This is a genomic window from Nocardioides fonticola (genome assembly GCF_039536805.1).
Taxonomy (GTDB): Bacteria; Actinomycetota; Actinomycetes; order Propionibacteriales; family Nocardioidaceae; genus Nocardioides; species Nocardioides fonticola.
On the sequence record NZ_BAAAZH010000016.1, the window covers coordinates 1 to 17,941 of the forward strand.

At 73.4% G+C, this 17,941-nt stretch carries 9 protein-coding genes; 8 read left to right on the forward strand and 1 reads right to left on the reverse strand.

Annotated features, from left to right (window positions below):
• Positions 1–155: 155 nt before the first annotated feature.
• The 6 genes from ABD671_RS11700 (at position 156) to ABD671_RS11725 (ending at position 11,674) form a co-directional block, all read left to right on the forward strand.
• Positions 156–2,822, forward strand: coding sequence for a DNA translocase FtsK (locus ABD671_RS11700; protein ID WP_344733551.1), 2,667 nt, complete (start codon positions 156–158; stop codon positions 2,820–2,822).
• Positions 2,819–4,660: a helix-turn-helix domain-containing protein gene (locus ABD671_RS11705; protein WP_344733552.1), complete on the forward strand. Its 1,842-nt coding sequence runs from the start codon at positions 2,819–2,821 to the stop codon at positions 4,658–4,660. The genes ABD671_RS11700 and ABD671_RS11705 overlap by 4 nt, the downstream gene beginning before the upstream one ends.
• Before the next feature lie 168 nt (positions 4,661–4,828).
• The gene (gene rimO, locus ABD671_RS11710; protein ID WP_344733672.1) at positions 4,829–6,220 is read left to right on the forward strand and encodes a 30S ribosomal protein S12 methylthiotransferase RimO; all 1,392 of its coding nucleotides are present in this window, start codon (positions 4,829–4,831) and stop codon (positions 6,218–6,220) included.
• A gap of 64 nt (positions 6,221–6,284) precedes the next feature.
• Positions 6,285–6,902 (forward strand): CDP-diacylglycerol--glycerol-3-phosphate 3-phosphatidyltransferase, encoded by a 618-nt coding sequence (pgsA, locus tag ABD671_RS11715; RefSeq protein ID WP_344733553.1) that lies wholly within the window; start codon positions 6,285–6,287, stop codon positions 6,900–6,902.
• A gap of 156 nt (positions 6,903–7,058) precedes the next feature.
• Positions 7,059–9,371, forward strand: coding sequence for a bifunctional metallophosphatase/5'-nucleotidase (locus ABD671_RS11720; protein WP_344733554.1), 2,313 nt, complete (start codon positions 7,059–7,061; stop codon positions 9,369–9,371).
• A complete protein-coding gene (locus ABD671_RS11725) occupies positions 9,368–11,674 on the forward strand; it encodes an ExeM/NucH family extracellular endonuclease (protein WP_344733556.1) in 2,307 nt (768 codons plus the stop codon). Before ABD671_RS11720 ends, ABD671_RS11725 begins: the two co-directional genes overlap by 4 nt.
• Here the strand turns inward: ABD671_RS11725 and ABD671_RS11730 are convergent.
• Positions 11,637–13,427, reverse strand: a complete 1,791-nt coding sequence (locus ABD671_RS11730) for a glycoside hydrolase family 15 protein (protein ID WP_344733557.1) — start codon at positions 13,425–13,427, stop codon at positions 11,637–11,639. The genes ABD671_RS11725 and ABD671_RS11730 overlap by 38 nt on opposite strands.
• A 146-nt stretch (positions 13,428–13,573) precedes the next feature.
• Here ABD671_RS11730 and ABD671_RS11735 point away from each other — a divergent pair, with 146 nt between their 5' ends.
• Together ABD671_RS11735 and ABD671_RS11740 are read left to right on the forward strand one after the other, a co-directional pair.
• On the forward strand, positions 13,574–13,897 hold the full coding sequence (locus tag ABD671_RS11735; protein ID WP_344733558.1) for a helix-turn-helix domain-containing protein: 324 nt from the start codon (positions 13,574–13,576) through the stop codon (positions 13,895–13,897).
• 127 nt (positions 13,898–14,024) lie between these two features.
• Entirely contained in the window at positions 14,025–17,867 is a 3,843-nt protein-coding gene (locus tag ABD671_RS11740) for a reprolysin-like metallopeptidase (RefSeq protein ID WP_344733559.1), read from the forward strand.
• Positions 17,868–17,941 lie beyond the last annotated feature (74 nt).

A 17,941-nucleotide genomic window follows, 5' to 3' on the forward strand; every position in this document is an offset into this window, starting at 1 on the left:
ACCTTCGACCCTCAGAGGTCATCACCGACCTCCTGTTGCACTGACCGCCCGAAAGCGCCCCGGTCGGCCGGGGAAACTGCCCCCCGGCCCCGCGACACGCGCCTGTGACGCCTGATATCCCTGTGACGGGTGGGACGGTGTCCTAGGTTGGTGACATGGCGACCCGTACGTCTTCCCCGCCGGGTTCGCGGAGCACGTCCAGCAGCACCTCGGCACGAGGTGGGTCGAGCACCCGAGCACGGAGTACCGGCAGTTCCACCACGAGCGCGCGCAGCACCGCGCGGGGCAAGCGCCCCGCGCCCAAGCGCGCGCCCGCGAAGGGGAGGAGCTCCTCGGCCAAGCGCCCCGCGCCCCGCGCGGTGCGCTCGGGGCCGAGTCCGGTCGCCCGGGTGCTGGGGGCCGCGCTGCGCGGCATCGTCGCGCTCTGGCTCGGCATCGCCCACGGCATCGGCGCGCTGACCCGCGGCATCGGCCGCGGCGCGCGCGACCTCGACCCCGCCCACCGCCGCGACGGTGCCGGACTGCTGCTCATCGCGCTCGCGGTCGCCACCGCCGGCGCCGTGTGGTTCCAGATCGGCGGCAGCCTCATGGGCGGCCTCCAGACCGCGGTCGCCGGCTCGGTCGGCAAGCTGGGCTGGTTCGTGCCGCTCGCGCTGGTCGTCGGCGGCTGGCGCATCATGCGCGACCCCGTCGCCACGGGTCCGGCCGGCCGCCAGGTCATCGGCTGGGGCGCCCTGCTCTTCGGCCTCCTCGGCCTGGTGCACATCGCCAACGGCAGCCCGCAGCCGGTCGACGGCGACTCCACGCCGCTCCAGCAGGGCGGCGGCGCGATCGGCTACGTCGTGTCCTCGCTGCTGCTCGACCTGCTCCAGTCGCGCCTGGTCGTCGTCCCGCTGCTCCTGCTGCTCGCGGCCTTCGGCGTCCTGGTCATCACCGCCACCCCGGTCTACCAGGTGCCCGCCCGACTCGCCGACCTGCGCGATCGCGCGCTGGGGCGCCACCTCGAGGACGACGCCGCCGCCACGGGTCGCGGCCGCGCCCTCGACGACACGATCGATCCCGCGATGGGCGACCCCGCCTACGACTCCCCGGTGCTGCCGGTGCGCGAACGGCGCACCCGCAAGCGCAAGGACGCCCTCGACGTCGCCCTGGAGGAGGGCACCGAGGCGGCCGAGGGTGCCGACGTCGGCCTCGACCTCTTCGCACCCGACGAGCCCGCCGCCGACGCAGCCGCGACGCCGTCCGATCTCCCGGTCGCCTTCGAGCCCGACCTTCCGGCCGCGAAGGTCGAGCTCGAGCCGCCGCCGCACACGCCGCTGCCGCCGCGGGTGGAGCAGCTCGCGCTCTCCGGCGACATCACCTACAGCCTCCCCGACAGCGAGGTCCTCAAGCCCGGCTCGCCGCACAAGGCGCGGTCCAAGGCCAGCGACGAGGTCGTCGGCCGGCTCACCCAGGTGCTCGACGAGTTCGGCATCGACGCCCAGGTCACCGGCTACACCCGCGGCCCGACCGTCACCCGCTACGAGGTCGAGCTCGGCGCCGGGGTGAAGGTCGAGAAGATCACCGGCATCCAGAAGAACATCGCCTACGCGGTGGCCTCGGCCGACGTCCGCATCCTCAGCCCCATCCCGGGCAAGTCGGCGGTCGGTGTCGAGATCCCCAACCTCGACAAGGAGATCGTCTCCCTCGGCGACGTGCTGCGCTCGAACACCGCCCGCTCCGACCACCACCCGATGGTCGCCGGGCTCGGCAAGGACGTCGAGGGCGGCTTCGTGGTCGCCAACCTCGCCAAGATGCCGCACCTGCTGGTGGCCGGCGCCACCGGCTCGGGCAAGTCGAGCTTCATCAACTCGATGATCACCTCGGTGCTCATGCGGGCCACGCCCGACGAGGTGCGCATGATCATGGTCGACCCCAAGCGGGTCGAGCTGAACGCCTACGAGGGCGTGCCGCACCTCATCACCCCGATCATCACCAACCCGAAGAAGGCCGCCGAGGCGCTGGCCTGGGTCGTGCGCGAGATGGACCTGCGCTACGACGACCTGGCCAACTTCGGGTTCCGCCACGTCGACGACTTCAACAAGGCCGTGCGCGCGGGCAAGGTCGAGGTGCCGCCGGGCAGCGAACGCAAGCTCGAGCCCTACCCCTACCTGCTGGTCATCGTCGACGAGCTCGCCGACCTCATGATGGTCGCCCCGCGCGACGTCGAGGACGCCGTCGTCCGCATCACCCAGCTCGCCCGTGCGGCCGGCATCCACCTGGTGCTGGCCACCCAGCGCCCGAGCGTCGACGTCGTCACCGGCCTGATCAAGGCCAACGTGCCGAGCCGGCTGGCGTTCGCGACCTCCAGCCTCGCCGACAGCCGGGTCATCCTCGACCAGCCCGGCGCGGAGAAGCTGGTCGGTCAGGGTGACGGTCTCTTCCTGCCGATGGGCGCCTCCAAGCCGATCCGCGTGCAGGGCTCGTGGGTCACCGAGGCCGAGATCGCCCAGGTGGTCAAGCACTGCAAGGCCCAGCTGGAGCCGAGCTACCGCGAGGACGTCACCGCCCCGGCGAAGTCCGACCGGGTGCTCGACGACGACATCGGCGACGACCTCGAGCTGGTGATCCAGGCGATAGAGCTGATCGTCTCCACCCAGTTCGGGTCGACCTCCATGCTCCAGCGCAAGCTCCGCGTGGGCTTCGCCAAGGCCGGACGCCTCATGGACATCCTCGAGAGCCGCGGCGTGGTCGGTCCCAGCGAGGGCTCCAAGGCCCGCGACGTCCTCATCAAGCCCGACGAACTCGACTCCGTCATCGCGACCCTCCAGGGGGAGATGTGAACATCGAGGTGCGCCGCAACACCGCCGTCGCCGGCGGCGTCGGCATCGCCGCGAGCGTCGTGGCGCTCGCCTACCTGCTCCGTGCGCTCCAGGACGGCTCGGCGCGCGACTGGATCCTGCTGGTCGTGCTCGCGGCCATCGCCGTCGTCTACCTCCAGTCGCTGTGGGACGCGCGGACGCCGCTGTTCGTCGCCGACGAGGTCGGCGTGCGCATGCGCACCGGCAAGGAGTGGCGCGGGCTGGCCTGGACCGACATCGAGGCCGTCGAGGTGCTGCGGCGCCGCGGCTGGCGCGACGGCGCGCTCGACGTGCTGCCGCGCGGACCGGTCGAGGACGCCGACCCGATCTCGATCCCGCTCTCGCTGGCCACCCGCATCGGCGGCATCGAACCCGCACCGGGCAGCGACCGCGTGGCCGCGCTCGTCGAGGGTCTCAACGCCCTGGCCGACGGGCACGCCGAGGTCGCCGAGATCGAGGGCTACGAGTACGTCGACGAGGACGAGTGGGCCGCCGCGCACGACGAGCCCTCGCTCGAGGATGCCGGCGTCCACCTCGACGAGCTCCCCGACGCGACGCCGGGCGGGGCTGCGGCGTTCTCCCGCCCGCTGCCCGCGGCACCCGTCAGCGAGGACCTCCCGGGCGCCCCCGAGCCGACCCGTGTCTTCCGGCCGCTGCTCGACCGGGTCACCAACGCGCTCGCCGAGCGCCGGCCGCGCCGTCCTCTTGCCGAGCCCGCGGTCGAGCCGGCCACCGGTCCGGCGCCCGCGCCGTTCGTGGGCGTGGCGGCCCCGGTCTCCGTCGGCGGTGCTCCCGTGGTGGCGATGCTCAGCGCCAGCCCGACGCCGAGCCCGCTGCGCGCACCGATCGTGGCCGTCCGCGCCGAGGTCGCCAGCGACCTGGCCCGACTCGACCTCGTCGAGGGTGCCACCGCGCTCGCCCCGCAGGCACGCGAGGACGACGACGAGCGCCGTCCCGCCCTGCCCGAGGCCCGCGAGCTGCGGCGTCCCGGCAGCATCGACCTCGTCGAGGACACCCTGCTGTGGAGCCAGACCGCCTCCGCGGCGTCGGCCGCATTCGTCGACGCTGAGGACGCCGACGCCGGGGACGTCGTCCCCGAGGCCGAGCCGGCACCGGTGCGCACGCCGATCATCGGCCCGCAGCTGGCGGCCGCCCGCGCGCGCCTCGAGCTCAGCGTCGACCAGCTGGCCGAGCGCACCCGCATCCGCCCCCACGTCATCGAGTCGATCGAGATCGACGACTTCGGCCCCTGCGGCGGCGACTTCTACGCCCGCGGCCACCTGCGCACCCTCGCCCGGGTGCTGGGCCTGGACGCCGCCCCGCTCGTCGCCGCCTACGACGACCGCTACGCCGACGCCCCGATCGACCCGCGCCGGGTCTTCGAGGCCGAACTGGCCGGCGCCGCCATCCGCGGCACCCGCGGCGGGCCCAACTGGTCGGTGCTCATCGCCGGGGTCATGGTGGTCGTGCTCGGCTGGTCGATCATGCGGCTGGTCACCGACGCCCCGACGCCGGTGCGCGAGCCGCTCGGCGCCTTCGCCCCCGCCGGCAGCACCGCCGGCGGCACGGGCGGCTCGGTGCCCGTCGTCCTCACCGCCGCCGGCGGCGGCGCCCGGGTCTGGGTGCGCGACGCCGAGAACAAGCTGGTCTTCCGCGGCACCCTCGCCTTCGGCGAGACCAAGGTGCTGCGCGGCGTCGCCCAGCCGGTGCGGGTGCAGTCCAGCGACGGCTCCCTCGAGGTCACCGTCGACGGCACCGACCACGGCGCCCTCGGGCGCACCGGACGTCCTGCTCAGGCCACCTTCGTGGCGTCCGACTGAGCAGGTGGAGGACCCCCGCGCCCCGGGGTGACTCGATGATCGGCCCGGTCGACCGCCCTCGACCGGGCCGATCCCATGTGCGGAACCGGCCCTCAGGGGTTTCGCCCTGCGGTGCACGGGGCGTCATACTCGGAGGCGATCATGACGAAGACGAGTGAGAGCGCCCCCCTGTCGGTGGCGATGGTGACCCTGGGCTGCGCCCGCAACGAGGTCGACTCCGAGGAGTTGGCCGGGCGGTTGGAGGCCGGGGGATTCCGCCTCGTCGACGACCCCGCCGACGCCGACACCGTCGTGGTCAACACCTGCGGCTTCGTCGAGGCCGCCAAGAAGGACTCCGTCGACACCCTGCTGGAGGCCGCCGACCTCAAGGTCGAGCACGGCGGCCGGGCCCAGGCCGTCGTCGCCGTCGGGTGCCTCGCCGAGCGCTACGGCCACGAGCTGGCCTCCTCGCTGCCCGAGGCCGACGCCGTCCTCGGCTTCGACGACTACCCCGACATCGCCGCCCGGCTGCGGTCCATCGTCGCCGGCGAGCAGCACCAGGCCCACACCCCGCAGGACCGTCGCCTGCTGCTGCCGATCACCCCGGTCGAGCGGTCGCTCTCCGACGCCGCCGTGCCCGGCCACGCCTCCGGGCCCGCGAGCGTGCGGCGCCGGTTGGACGCCGGCCCGACCGCCGCGCTGAAGCTGGCCAGCGGCTGCGACCGACGCTGCACCTTCTGCGCCATCCCGAGCTTCCGCGGCGCGTTCGTCAGCCGCCGTCCCACCGACGTCGTCGCCGAGGCGCGCTGGCTCGCCGAGCAGGGGGCACGCGAGCTGTTCCTCGTCAGCGAGAACTCCACCTCCTACGGCAAGGACCTCGGCGACATCCGCCTGCTGGAGACCCTCCTGCCGGAGCTGGCCGCGGTCGAGGGCGTCGCCCGCGTGCGGGTCTCCTACCTGCAGCCCGCCGAGACCCGCCCCGGCCTGATCGAGGCCATCGCCACCACGCCGGGCGTCGTCCCGTACTTCGACCTCAGCTTCCAGCACGCCTCGGCGTCCGTGCTGCGCCGCATGCGCCGCTTCGGCGACCCCGACTCCTTCCTCGGCCTCCTCGAGCAGGTGCGCGCGCTGGCCCCCACCGCCGGCGTCCGCTCCAACGTGATCGTGGGCTTCCCCGGCGAGACCGAGGAGGAGTTCGCGACCCTGTGCGACTTCCTCGTGGCCGCCCGCATGGACGTCACCGGCGTGTTCGGCTACTCCGACGAGGACGGCACCGAGGCCGCCGGGTTCGAGGGCAAGCTCGACGACGACGAGATCCGTGCCCGCACCGAGCACGTCTCCACCCTCGTCGAGGAGCTCAACGCCCAGCGGGCCGAGGAGCGCATCGGCGAACAGGTCGAGGTGCTCGTCGAGAGTGTCGACGCCGGTGAGATCGTCGGCCGCGCCGCACACCAGGGCCCGGAGGTCGATGGCACCACCATGCTCCTCGACGCCCCCGAGGCTCGGGTGGGTGACATCGTGGCCGCCGTCGTGGTCGCCACCGACGGCGTCGACCTGATCGCGGAGGTCGCGCGCCAGTGAGCGAGCGCAGCGAGCGAGCGATCAGATGCGTCGTCGCGACCGGAGCGCCAGCGGAGGTGACGCGATGACCACGCCCGCCTCGCCGGCCAAGCCCTCGAACCTCAACGTGCCGAACGCGCTCACCACCCTGCGCATCGTGCTCGTGCCGTTCTTCGGGTGGGCGCTGCTCGTCGACGGCGGCGAGAACGCCGTCTGGCGGGCGATCGCCTACCTGATCTTCGCCGTCGCGATGATCACCGACAAGATCGACGGCGACCTCGCCCGCAAGCACGGCCTGGTCACCGACTTCGGCAAGATCGCCGACCCGATCGCCGACAAGGCGATCACCGGGATGGCCTTCATCGGCCTCTCGATCGTCGGCGACATCTGGTGGGTGGTCACCATCGTGGTGCTGCTGCGGGAGTGGAGCGTGACGCTGCTGCGGCTCTCGATCCTCCAGCGCGTCGTCATCGCGGCCAAGGACCTCGGCAAGCTCAAGACGACCGTGCAGGGGCTCGCCCTCGGCGGGCTCACGCTGCCCTGCCTCGACCCCGACCTCCCGGGCTGGCTCGACCTGCCCGGGCAGATCACCTACTGGCTCGCGCAGGGTCTCCTCGTGATCGCCGTCGTGCTGACGCTCTGGTCGGGCTACGAGTTCTACCGCGACGTGTGGCGCCAGCGCCGCGAGCTGCGCGCCGCCTGACCGACCCTTTCACCGCAGTCCCTTCACCGCCGCGCGGCGGTCTCGTGGCGGTCTCGCCCCTGCGGGGGTGGCCCGATTGTCGGTGGCCCTGTCTAGGGTGCTGCCCGAGGGCGGAGGACGCCGTCCTCGTCTCGGAAATCTCGGAAGGGTCAGTTCGTGCCTCGTCACTCTCGGGTGAGGCCGGGCATCGCGGCGTCCGTCGCGCTCCTCGGTCTCGGTGTCCCCACGCTCGCCGTCACCACGGTCGCCGGGCCGGCGCACGCCGCCGCACGGGTGACCGTCAACCTCCTCAACATCAACGACTTCCACGGTCGCATCGACGCGAACACCACGAAGTTCGCCACCACGATCGAGCAGCTCCGTGCGGCCGCGGGGGAGGCGAACACCCTGTTCCTCTCCGCCGGCGACAACATCGGCGCCTCGCTGTTCGCCTCCTCGGTGCAGCAGGACACCCCGACCCTGCGGGTGCTCGACGCGCTCGATCTCGCGACCTCCGCGGTGGGCAACCACGAGTTCGACCGCGGTGCCGACGACCTCACCGGACGCGTCTCCGACACCGCCGACTTCGACTACCTCGGCGCGAACGTCTACCGCACCGGCACCACCACGCCCGTCCTGCCGGAGTACCGCACCTTCGAGGTCGCCGGTGTCACCGTCGGCGTCATCGGCGTGGTCACCCAGGAGACCCCCACGCTCGTCTCGCCGGCCGGCGTCGCCGGACTCACCTTCGGCGACCCGGTCGCGGCGGTCAACCGGGTCGCGACGAAGCTCTCCGACGGCGATGCAGCCAACGGCGAGGCCGACGTCCTGGTCGCCGAGTACCACGAGGGTGCCGGTGCCGGCACGCCCGACGGCGCGACCCTCGAGCAGGAGGTCGCCGCGGGCGGCGCGTTCGCCGACATCGTCGAGAAGACCTCGCCGCTGGTCGACGCCATCTTCACCGGGCACACCCACAAGGAGTACGCCTGGGACGCGCCCGTGCCCGGTCAGGCCGGCCGTACCCGCCCGGTGCTCCAGACGGGTTCCTACGGCGAGAACATCGGCCAGATCGAGCTCAGCGTCGATCCCGACACCGGGCAGGTCGCCTCCTATACCTCCCGCAACGTGCCCCGCGCGAGCACCGAGGACCTCACCTTCCCCCGGGTCGCGGCCGTCAAGACGATCACCGACGCCGCGCTCGCGAACGCCGCGGCCGTCGGCAACACCCCGGTGGGCAGCATCGCCGACGACATCACGACCGCCTACAGCGGCGGCGGCTACACCGCCGACGGCTACACCGGCGGCACCCGCGACGACCGCAGCCGCGAGTCCGCGCTCGGCGACCTCGTGGCCGACGCGCTGCGCGACGGCGTCCGCGACTTCGCGACACCCGATCTCGGCATCACCAACTCCGGCGGCCTGCGGGCCGAGCTCTTCTACGCCGGTGACGTCACCTCCAACCCGGCCAACACCGACGGCGTGGTCACCTACGCGGAGGCCAACGCGGTGCTGCCGTTCAACAACACCGTGGCGCTGGTGAAGCTCACCGGCGCTCAGCTGCGCGCCGTCCTCGAGCAGCAGTGGCAGCCCGCCGGCTCCTCGCGGCCCTATCTCCAGCTCGGCCTGTCCGACAACGTCCGGGTGACCGCCGATCCCACCGCCCCCGCGGGCTCGCGCATCACCTCGGTGCGCATCGACGGCGCGCTGCTCGACCCGGCCCGCACCTACACCGTCTCGACCCTGTCGTTCCTGGCCGCCGGCGGCGACAACTTCACCGCCTTCGCCGACGGCGACGCGGTCGACACGGGGCTCCTCGACGCCCAGCTGTGGCGCGACTACCTGGCCGACCACCCCTCGCTGGCACCGGACTTCGCCCGCCAGCAGGTGTTCGCGACCGGTCTGCCGACCGCGGTCACCGCCGGCGCCCCGATCACCGGCACCATCGGCATCGGCGAGACCGCCGCCCCGGTCTTCCCGATCAATGCCAAGACCCTCGACCTGACCTCCCTCGGCGCGCCGTCCACCACGGCGCTGCGTCCCTACCTTGTCAAGGGTCGCCAGGTGATCGAGCTCCCCGAGGTCGCCGTCACCGACGGCATCGCCACCCTCGACCTCACCGCGCCGGCCGACCTGGCCGGCACCTGGCAGTTCGGCGCCGTCGCCGTCCCGACCGGCACCGTCGTGGGGGCGGAGCTCCCGGGTGGTTCGACGAGCTCGATCCTCGTGGGCGTGCAGCCGGCGACGATCCGTGCCGACCGGTCACGGGTCACGGTACGGGTCCGCGTCACCGGCGACGGCGAGCCGGCCACCGGCAAGGTCGTCATCCGGGGCAACGGCAAGGAGCGCACCGTCCGGCTCGTCCAGGGCAGGGTGAAGGTCGCGATCGGCCGCTACGCGACCCCGGGCGTCAAGAGGATCGTCGTGCGCTACCTCGGCTCCGACACCGTCGAGCCGAGCAGGCTCGTGGTGAAGGTCAAGGTCCGGCGATGAGCGCACGCCGGGTGACCCTCCTCGGATCCTCGCTCGGCGTGACGGTGGCCCTCGGACTGGGGCTCTCGAGCCTCGGGCCGGGGGCTGGCCGTGCCGCGGCGACGACCGTCGTCCCCATCGCGTCCGTCCAGGGCGTGGGGGACACGACGCCGCTGGCCGGGCAGACCGTGACCACCACCGGTGTGGTGACGGCCGCCTATCCCGACGGCGGGCTGTCGGGGTTCTACCTCCAGACCGCAGGGGTGGGCGGTCCCCGCACCCCCGACGCCGGCGCGGCCTCCGACGGGCTGTTCGTCTACCAGCCGGCGAACGCCGGACCGATCGCCGTGCGCCCCGGCCAGCAGGTCGAGGTGACCGGCCGGGTCGGCGAGTACGCGGGGCAGACCCAGATCACCGTCGCCGCCGGAGGCGTCGTGGGCCTCCCAGCCGACCAGCAGGTCGAGCCGATCACGCTCTCCCGCTGGCCGGCGAACGCCGCCGAGCGGGAGTCCCTCGAGGGCCTGCTCGTCCGCCTCGACGAGCGCTTCACCGTCGCCGACACCTACACCACCGACCAGTACGGCGAGATCGGACTGGCTCTCGGCGAGCGGCCCCTGATCCAGCCCACCGACGCTGCCCGCCCCGGGTCCGCCGCTGCCGCCGAGATCGCGGCCGACAACGCCCGGCGCGGGATCGTCCTCGACGACGGGGCGTCGCTGAACTACCTGGCGTCGGCGAACCAGGCTCTCAGCCCGCCGTACGTCTCCACGACCCGGCCGGTGCGGGTCGGGGCGCCGGCCCGGTTCACCGCCCCCGTGATCTGGGCGCAGGGCGGTTCTCCGAGCGCACCCACCTACCGGCTCCAGCCGACCGCCCGGGTCGTCGGCCCCGACTCCTCAGGTTCGCCCATCGACGTGGTCGACACCCGCACCCCGGCGCCCGATCGGGAGCGGCTGACCGTCCGCGGCGTCCCCGGGGTGACGGTCGCCTCCTTCAACGTGCTCAACTACTTCACCACCCTGGGCGACGCCGACGACGACAACGTCGGTGACGGGCCGGCCGGCGCGCAGTGCACGCCGTACCGCGACCGCACCGGCGACGGCACGAGCGTCGCGGGCGGCTGCCTCCAGCGCGGCGCCTGGGACCCCTCCGACCTCGCCCGCCAGCAGCGCAAGATCGTCCACGCGATCAACGCATTGGGGGCCGACGTCGTCGGACTGATGGAGATCGAGAACTCGGCGCGGCTGGGGGAGCAGCCGGACGAGGCCCTGCAGACCCTGGTCGCCGCCCTCAACGCCGAGGCGGGTGCCGGAACCTGGGCCGCGGTCCCCTCCAGCACCGACCTGCCCGACGCCGCCACCCGCGATGTCATCACCAGCGCGATGATCTACCGGCCGGCAGCCGTCACGCCGGTCGGCCGCTCCCGGGCGCTCGGTGACCAGAGCGGCGACGACCAGGCGTTCGGCAACGCCCGCGAACCGATCGCGCAGGCCTTCACGGTGCCGGGCGCGGCGGCGCCGTTCCTCGTCGTCGTCAACCACTTCAAGTCGAAGGGGTCGGCCGGTCCCTGGCCCGGGGATGCCGACACCGGCGACGGCCAGGGCGCCTCGGTGGAGTCCCGCGTCCGCCAGGCGACCGCCCTGCGCGACTGGGTGCCGACGGTCCAGGCCGATACCGGGGCACGCGCCGTCCTGCTCGTCGGCGACTTCAACTCCTACGCCGAGGAGGACCCCCTCCAGGTGCTCTACGGCGCCGGCTACCACGACGCGGAGCAGGTCGCGCCCGGCGATCGGGAGTACTCCTACGTCTTCGGGGGCCTGTCGGGCTCCCTCGACCACGTGCTCGTCAACGACGCCGCGCTCGCCTCACTCACCGGCGCCGACATCTGGAACATCAACTCCGGCGAGTCGGTGGCGCTGGAGTACAGCCGATGGAACAACCACGGCACGGACTACGACGACCCCGGACCGTACCGCTCCTCCGACCACGACCCGGTGGTCGTCGGGCTCGACCTCGACGAGCGTGCGGCAGCGACGCTCCAGCTCCGGGCGGTGCCACCGGTGCTGGTCGCCGGCCGCACCCCGGCCACCGTGCTGGTGCGGGTCATCGGCGCGGCCGCACCCTCCGGCACCGTCACGGCCACCCGCTCCGACGGCGGGGCGGTCTCGGCGGGCGTGCGACGCGGATTCGCCGTCCTGCGGCTGGGAGCCGTTCGCGAGCCGGGCACCGTATCGGTCGAGGTGCGCTTCTCCGGCGACCAGCGACTGCGTCCGGCCACCGGCAGCGTCACGGTACGGGTCGTGGGTCGGCCGCCGAGAGGCTGAAGGCGGCGCGCACCAGCGCCAGATGGGAGAAGGCCTGCGGGAAGTTGCCGATCATGCGGCCCTGCACCGGGTCGTACTCCTCGGCCAGCAGGCCCACATCGTTGGTGAGGCCGCACAGGCGGTCGAAGAGGCGCCGGGCGTCGTCGTGACGCCCGGCGCCGGCGTAGGCGGAGACGAGCCAGAACGAGCACGCCAGGAAGGGATGTTCGTCGCCGGCCAGGCCGTCGACCCCCGACGTCGTCCGGTAGCGCATCACCAACCCGTCGCGCAGGAGGTCCTCCTCCACGGCGGCGATGGTGCCGAGCATCCGTGGGTCGTCGCCGGGAAGGAGCCCGTACCAGGGCAGCATCAGCAGGGAGGCGTCGACCTCGGTGGTGTCGGGATGCTGCACGAAGGTCTGGCGCGCGGTGTCGAAGCAGCGGGTCATGATCTCCTCGTGCACCGCATCGCGGATCTCCCGCCACCGCTCCACGGGGCCGGGCAGTCCGTGCTCCTCGACGGCGGTCACGGCCCGGTCGAAGGCCACCCACACCATGGCGCGGCTGTGGGTGAAGTGGCGCAGCGGTCCGCGGATCTCCCAGATGCCGTGGTCGGGTTCGCGCCAGTGCCGGGTGAGGTCCTCGACCAGCGCCCGCTGGAGCGCCCAGGCGTTGCCGTCGGGGTCGTCGCCGGTCGCGCGCAGCTGGGCCATCGCCTCCATGACCTCGCCCAGGACGTCGAGCTGGCGCTGATCGACCGCGCCGTTGCCGACCCGCACCGGACGTGAGCCCAGATAGCCCGGCAGATGGTCGAGCTCGTGCTCGGGGAGCCGCCGGCGTCCGTCGATGCCGTACATGATCTGCAGGTCCTCGGGATCGCCGGCGACAGCCCGCAGCAGCCAGTCGCGCCACAGGCGCGCCTCGTCGCGGTAACCGGCGTCGAGCAGCGCGCCGATGGTGAAGGCGGCGTCGCGCAGCCAGCAGTAGCGGTAGTCCCAGTTGCGTTCCCCGCCGGGATCCTCGGGCAGCGAGGTGGTCGGGGCGGCCACGATGCCGCCGGTGGTCTCGTGGGTCATCATCCGCAGGGTCAGCAGCGAGCGGCGGACGAGGTCGGCCTGCGGGACGGCGGGATGGACGCGACCCAACCAGCTCTCATCGTCGGCCACCGTCTCGGCGATCCGGTCAGTCAGCGGGTCGAGCGGTCCCTCGAGCGCCCAGTGCGAGGGCAGCCACTGGAGCACGAACAGCAGCTCCTCGCCCTCGGCGACCTCGAACTCGTCGGCGTGGGTGTGGTCGACGGCCCGGGGGAGACGCGGTCCGCGCAGCAGCAGCCGGTCGGGGCCCGCGATGGCGGTGATGACCTCCTCCTCGCCGAACCGTTCGCGCCGCACCCACGGTCGTACCGCCCCGTAGTCGAAGCGCACCCGCCACTCGTGGCGCACTCGTACCCGCCCGCGGACCCCGCGCAGCACCCGGACGACGTCGGCCCGGCCGTCGCCGCGCGGCATCAGGTCGGTGAGCGTCACCGCGCCGTCGTCGGTCTCGAAGGTGGTCTCCAGCACCCCGGACTCCCCGAGGTAGCGCCGCGTCGTCCGGTAGGTGCCGATGGGTTCGAACTGCCAGTGCCCGTGCTCGTCGGTGCCGAGCAGCCCGGCGAAGCAGGCGGCGGAGTCGAAGCGCGGCAGGCACAACCAGTCGATCGATCCGTTGCGACCGACCAGGGCCGCGGTGTGCCGATCACCGATGAGCGCGTAGTCCTCGATGGGCAGTGCCATGCTCGCGACAGTACGGGGACGCCCCCGGAGCGGGACCGACCGGAGCATGATCCTCAGGTCGCGACACGTCGGAGCCGATAACGACGGCGGGAAGTTCGGGGCCTCCGGTAGCGTTGGGGCCAGAAGTTGAGTCAGGGAGGTCTCGCATGGTGCTGTTCCGTCGAATGCTCGGCGACGTGCTCCGCGATCAGCGCATGCAGCGCGGCATGACGCTGCGCGAGGTCTCGGCGGAGGCTCGGGTCAGTCTGGGCTACATCTCCGAGATCGAGCGCGGTCAGAAGGAGGCCTCCTCCGAGCTGCTCGCCTCGCTGTGCTCCGCCCTCGACGTGCCGCTCTCCGACGTCCTGCGCTCGGTCTCCGACGCCGTCGCGATCGAGGAGGCCGCGCTGGCCGACGCGCTCGCCGCCGCCACGCCGATCCCCGTGGCCCGTGCCGCCGGCGCCGGTCCGGTCGTCGCCTCGGCCGCCTGAGCGAGGCCGCTCCCGCGCCGTCCCGTCCACGACGCGGACGCTCCAGGTGCCTGCGTGGACGCATCGGGGTCTCACAGGTTGACCCAAACCCCTGGTCCGGACGCCGTCCATGGGGTGCACTTCTCCCATGAGGCATGGGGGGTGGGGGACGGCTGCGCGCGCCTGCGTGGTCGTGCTCGTGGTGATCGCGACCGTGACGATCGGCATCGGAGGTCGCGTCCTCGCGCCCTCGGCGCCCTCGGCGGCGCCTGACCCGAGCGGCGCCCGGGCGAGCGTGATCGGCGCCGCGGCGCTCACCAGCGACGGCGGCGCCGCCGGACGCCGGTCGACCGTGCGGGTCGCCGGGCGCGAGCTGCCGGCCTACCGCCTCGAGCGCGACACCCCCCGCGTGCGGGTGGCCCCGGCGCGGTACCGCGCGGTGCGGATCGCGGCGCCCATGGTGCGCCGTGCCCTGGCCGGTACTCCGGACGCCGCCGCGGTCCAGGCCGGAGCGACCCCGTCACGCCTCGCCGTGCCCGGACCCGACGGTCGTACCCACGTGTTCGCGGTCGCCGAGGACTCCGTCCTCGAACCGGCCCTGCAGGCCCGGCATCCCGAACTGCGCACCTACGCCGGTCGTGAGGTCGGCCGGCCGGGGGTCACGGCGCGGTTCGACGTGACGCCGATGGGCTTCCACGCCGTCGTCCGCGACCCCTCCGCGCGCGGGTCGTGGCAGATCGATCCGGCGACCAACACCCGCGGTGAGACCACGCATCTGGCCTACTACCGCTCCGCAGTGCCGGCTGCCGCGACGCCGCTGCGCGAGCCCGGACCGGTGGCAGGGGCGACCTCTGCCGACACCCCGGCCCTGCGGACGACGGCGGGGGCCGCGGTCGTGCGGCGCACCTACCGGCTCGCGCTGCTCACCGACCCCGCCTACGCCGCCTACTTCGGCACCGAGAACGTGCTGGCGGAGAAGGTCACCCTGATCAACCGGGTGAACGAGATCTACAACGACGACTTCGCCATCAAGCTGGTCCTCGTCGACGGCACCGAGAAGCTCAACCTCGACACCCCGGCGAAGTTCTCCGGCGCGAACGGGCCGTGCGGCGCCTCCCCCTGCTTCCGCTCCTCCAGCGAGCCGGTCAGCGAGGGGTGCACCGACAAGCTGCTGACCCGCAACGACTTCGTGCTCGGCCAGCTCATCGGCGACGACGAGTTCGACATCGGCCACATCGGCCTGGGCGTCGACGGCGGCGGCCTGGCCGGCGTCGGCGTCGTCGGCGAGAGCGACCGGGCCGAGGGCTGCACCGGTCTGACCACGCCCGACGGCGACTTCTACGCCGTCGACTACGTCGCCCACGAGATGGGGCACCAGTTCGGCGCCAACCACACCTTCAACGGCACCCAGGGTGCCTGTGCCGGCGGCAACCGCAACGCCGCCACCTCGGTCGAGCCCGGGTCGGGTTCCTCGGTGATGGCCTACGCCGGCATCTGCGGTCAGGACGACCTCCAGCCGCACACCGACCCCTACTTCTCCCAGCGCACGATCACCGAGGTGACCGCCCGTGCCCTGTCGGCGGCGACCACCTACAGCGAGCGGCAGAGCATCGCGCTGACCGGCTTCGACACCTCCGGCGAGCGGATCACCCTCTCCTACCCGGGGGCGAGCCCGGTGAGCCTGACCTTCGGCTCGACCTACACCGCCACGGGCATCGCCGACGCGGTCGCCACGCTCACCGGACGCCGTCCGAGCGTCACCGGCTACGACGGCGGCACCATCGCCTCAGGTACCGGCTTCACCCTCGACTTCGCCTCCGCCGCGCGCGGCGTCGACCTCCAGCGGGTGACGGTGAGCTCGGCGAGCACCGGGGTGAGCGGCTCGACCGGCGTGCTGCGCAACGGCGGCCCGGGCACGAACGGTGGCACGGCGGAGACGACGGCCAACCACGCGCCGTCGGTCACCGCGCCGGCCGACGCCACCCTCCCGATCCGCACGCCCTTCACCCTCACCGGCAGCGGCGGCGACGTCGACGGCGACCCGCTGGTCTACCTGTGGGAGCAGAACGACGTCGGTTCGACCAACGGCATCGCGCTGTCGAGCAACAGCAAGACCCGCGGCCCGCTGTTCCGGGTCTTCGGGACGCCGGCCGACGTCTCGGACGCCGACGCGCTGACGTACCACTCGCCGGGTGAGAACCAGGCCTCGACCAGCCCCTCGCGCACCTTCCCCGATCTCGCGCAGGTGATCGCCGGATCGACGAACGCCGCGACCGGCTCGTGCCCGACGGTCTCCGGCACCTCCGCGCTCACCGGTGCCGTCCGCGACTGCTACTCCGAGTTCCTGCCGACCTCGGCCTACACGACGCCGTTGCACTTCCGGCTCACCGCGCGCGACCGGTCGCCCCTGGGCGGCGGCACGCAGTCCGACGACGTCACGCTCACCGTCGGCAGCGCCGGCCCCCTGCTCGTCACCTCCCAGGCCACGAGCGGCACCACCATCCCCGGTGGGACCACCCAGACGATCACCTGGGACGTCAACGGCACGTCGGCGGCCGCCTACGCCCCGCAGGTGCGCCTGCTGCTCTCCACCGACGGCGGCCTCACCTTCCCGACCGTGCTGGCCGACGCCACGCCCAACGACGGCAGCCAGGCCGTCACCATCCCCGGGATCGCCACCAGCCGCGCCCGGATCATGGTGCAGGCCGTCGGCAACTACTTCTTCGCCGTCAACAGCGCCGACTTCGCCATCGACGCATCCGTGCGGGTCGGGGCGATCGCCGACCGCACCGTGCAGTACGACGACCCGCTGGGCGGCACGCGCGACGTCGTCGTCACCCGCGACAGCGGACCGGGCAGCGCGCTCTCGGCCACCGTCAGCGGGCTGCCCGGTCTCACCGTCACCGCCGGTGCTGCCAGCGGATCCCAGCGCACCTTCACCCTCGGCGGGGTCGCCGACGCGCCTCCCGGCACCTACCAGGTCACCCTCACGGCCACCGACGGCACCGACACCGGCAGCGGCACCTTCCAGGTCGTCGTGCGGGCCGAGGACGCCACCGCCCGCTACACCGGCCCCACCACCGCCGCGGGCGACAGCCCGGTGCCGATCACCCTCGCCGCGGTCATCGGCCAACCCGACGACGGGTCGCCGGGCGATCTGACGACGGCCCGGGTCTCCTTCGTCGACCGTCAGACCGGCACGGTGCTCTGCTCGGGCACTCCCGACGGGGCGGGCGACGTCTCCTGCGCCGCGTCGCTCGCCCACAGCGGCACGATCAGCCGCACCCGCGTGGGCGTCGTGGTCGGCGGGTCGTTCCTGCGCGACGACACCGCGGACGACGCCACGGTCGCCGCCGGTCCGGCGGGCAGCGACTTCACCGCGCCGGAGACGACCCTGAGCTCCTCCGACGTCGTCGACGGGGGCTTCTCGCTGGCGGCCTCGACCACCTTCACGGTGGGCAGCGACGCCGACACCGCGAGCGTCGCCTGCACGCTCGACGGTGCCTCGGTCGACTGCTCCGACGGCACGATCGGGCTGATGGGGCTGCGTCCGGGCACCCACCTCCTCACCGCCACCGCGACCGACGCCTCCGGCAACGTCGACCCGACCCCGGCCACCGTCCGCTGGGCAGTGGCCCAGCGCAGTTCGGCCCTCACGCGCACGACGGGCGGCTGGACCCGCGTCCGCGACCGACGCGCCTACGGCGGAGCGGTGCTCGCCACCGCGCGCGCCGACCGCCGACTGGGCCTGGCCGTACGGAACGCCACCCGCATCGCGCTGGTCGTCACGAAGCTGCCGAAGGGCGGCACCATCGAGGTGCGCCTCGGCTCGCGGCGTCTGGGCGTAGTGTCGACCGCCGGCTCCGCGGTCGCGCGGCGCGTGATCGTCGTGCTGCCCGCGCTGGCCGCACCGGCGTCGGGGACGCTCGTGCTGACGACCCGCACCGGGCGCACCGTCCGGGTCGAGGGCGTCGGGGTGCTGACCGGCTGAGGGCACGTCGCGTTCGGATCTCGCGCGTCCGGGTCTCGCGCGGTCGGATCAGGCGCGGTCCGACGCCGCGCGGT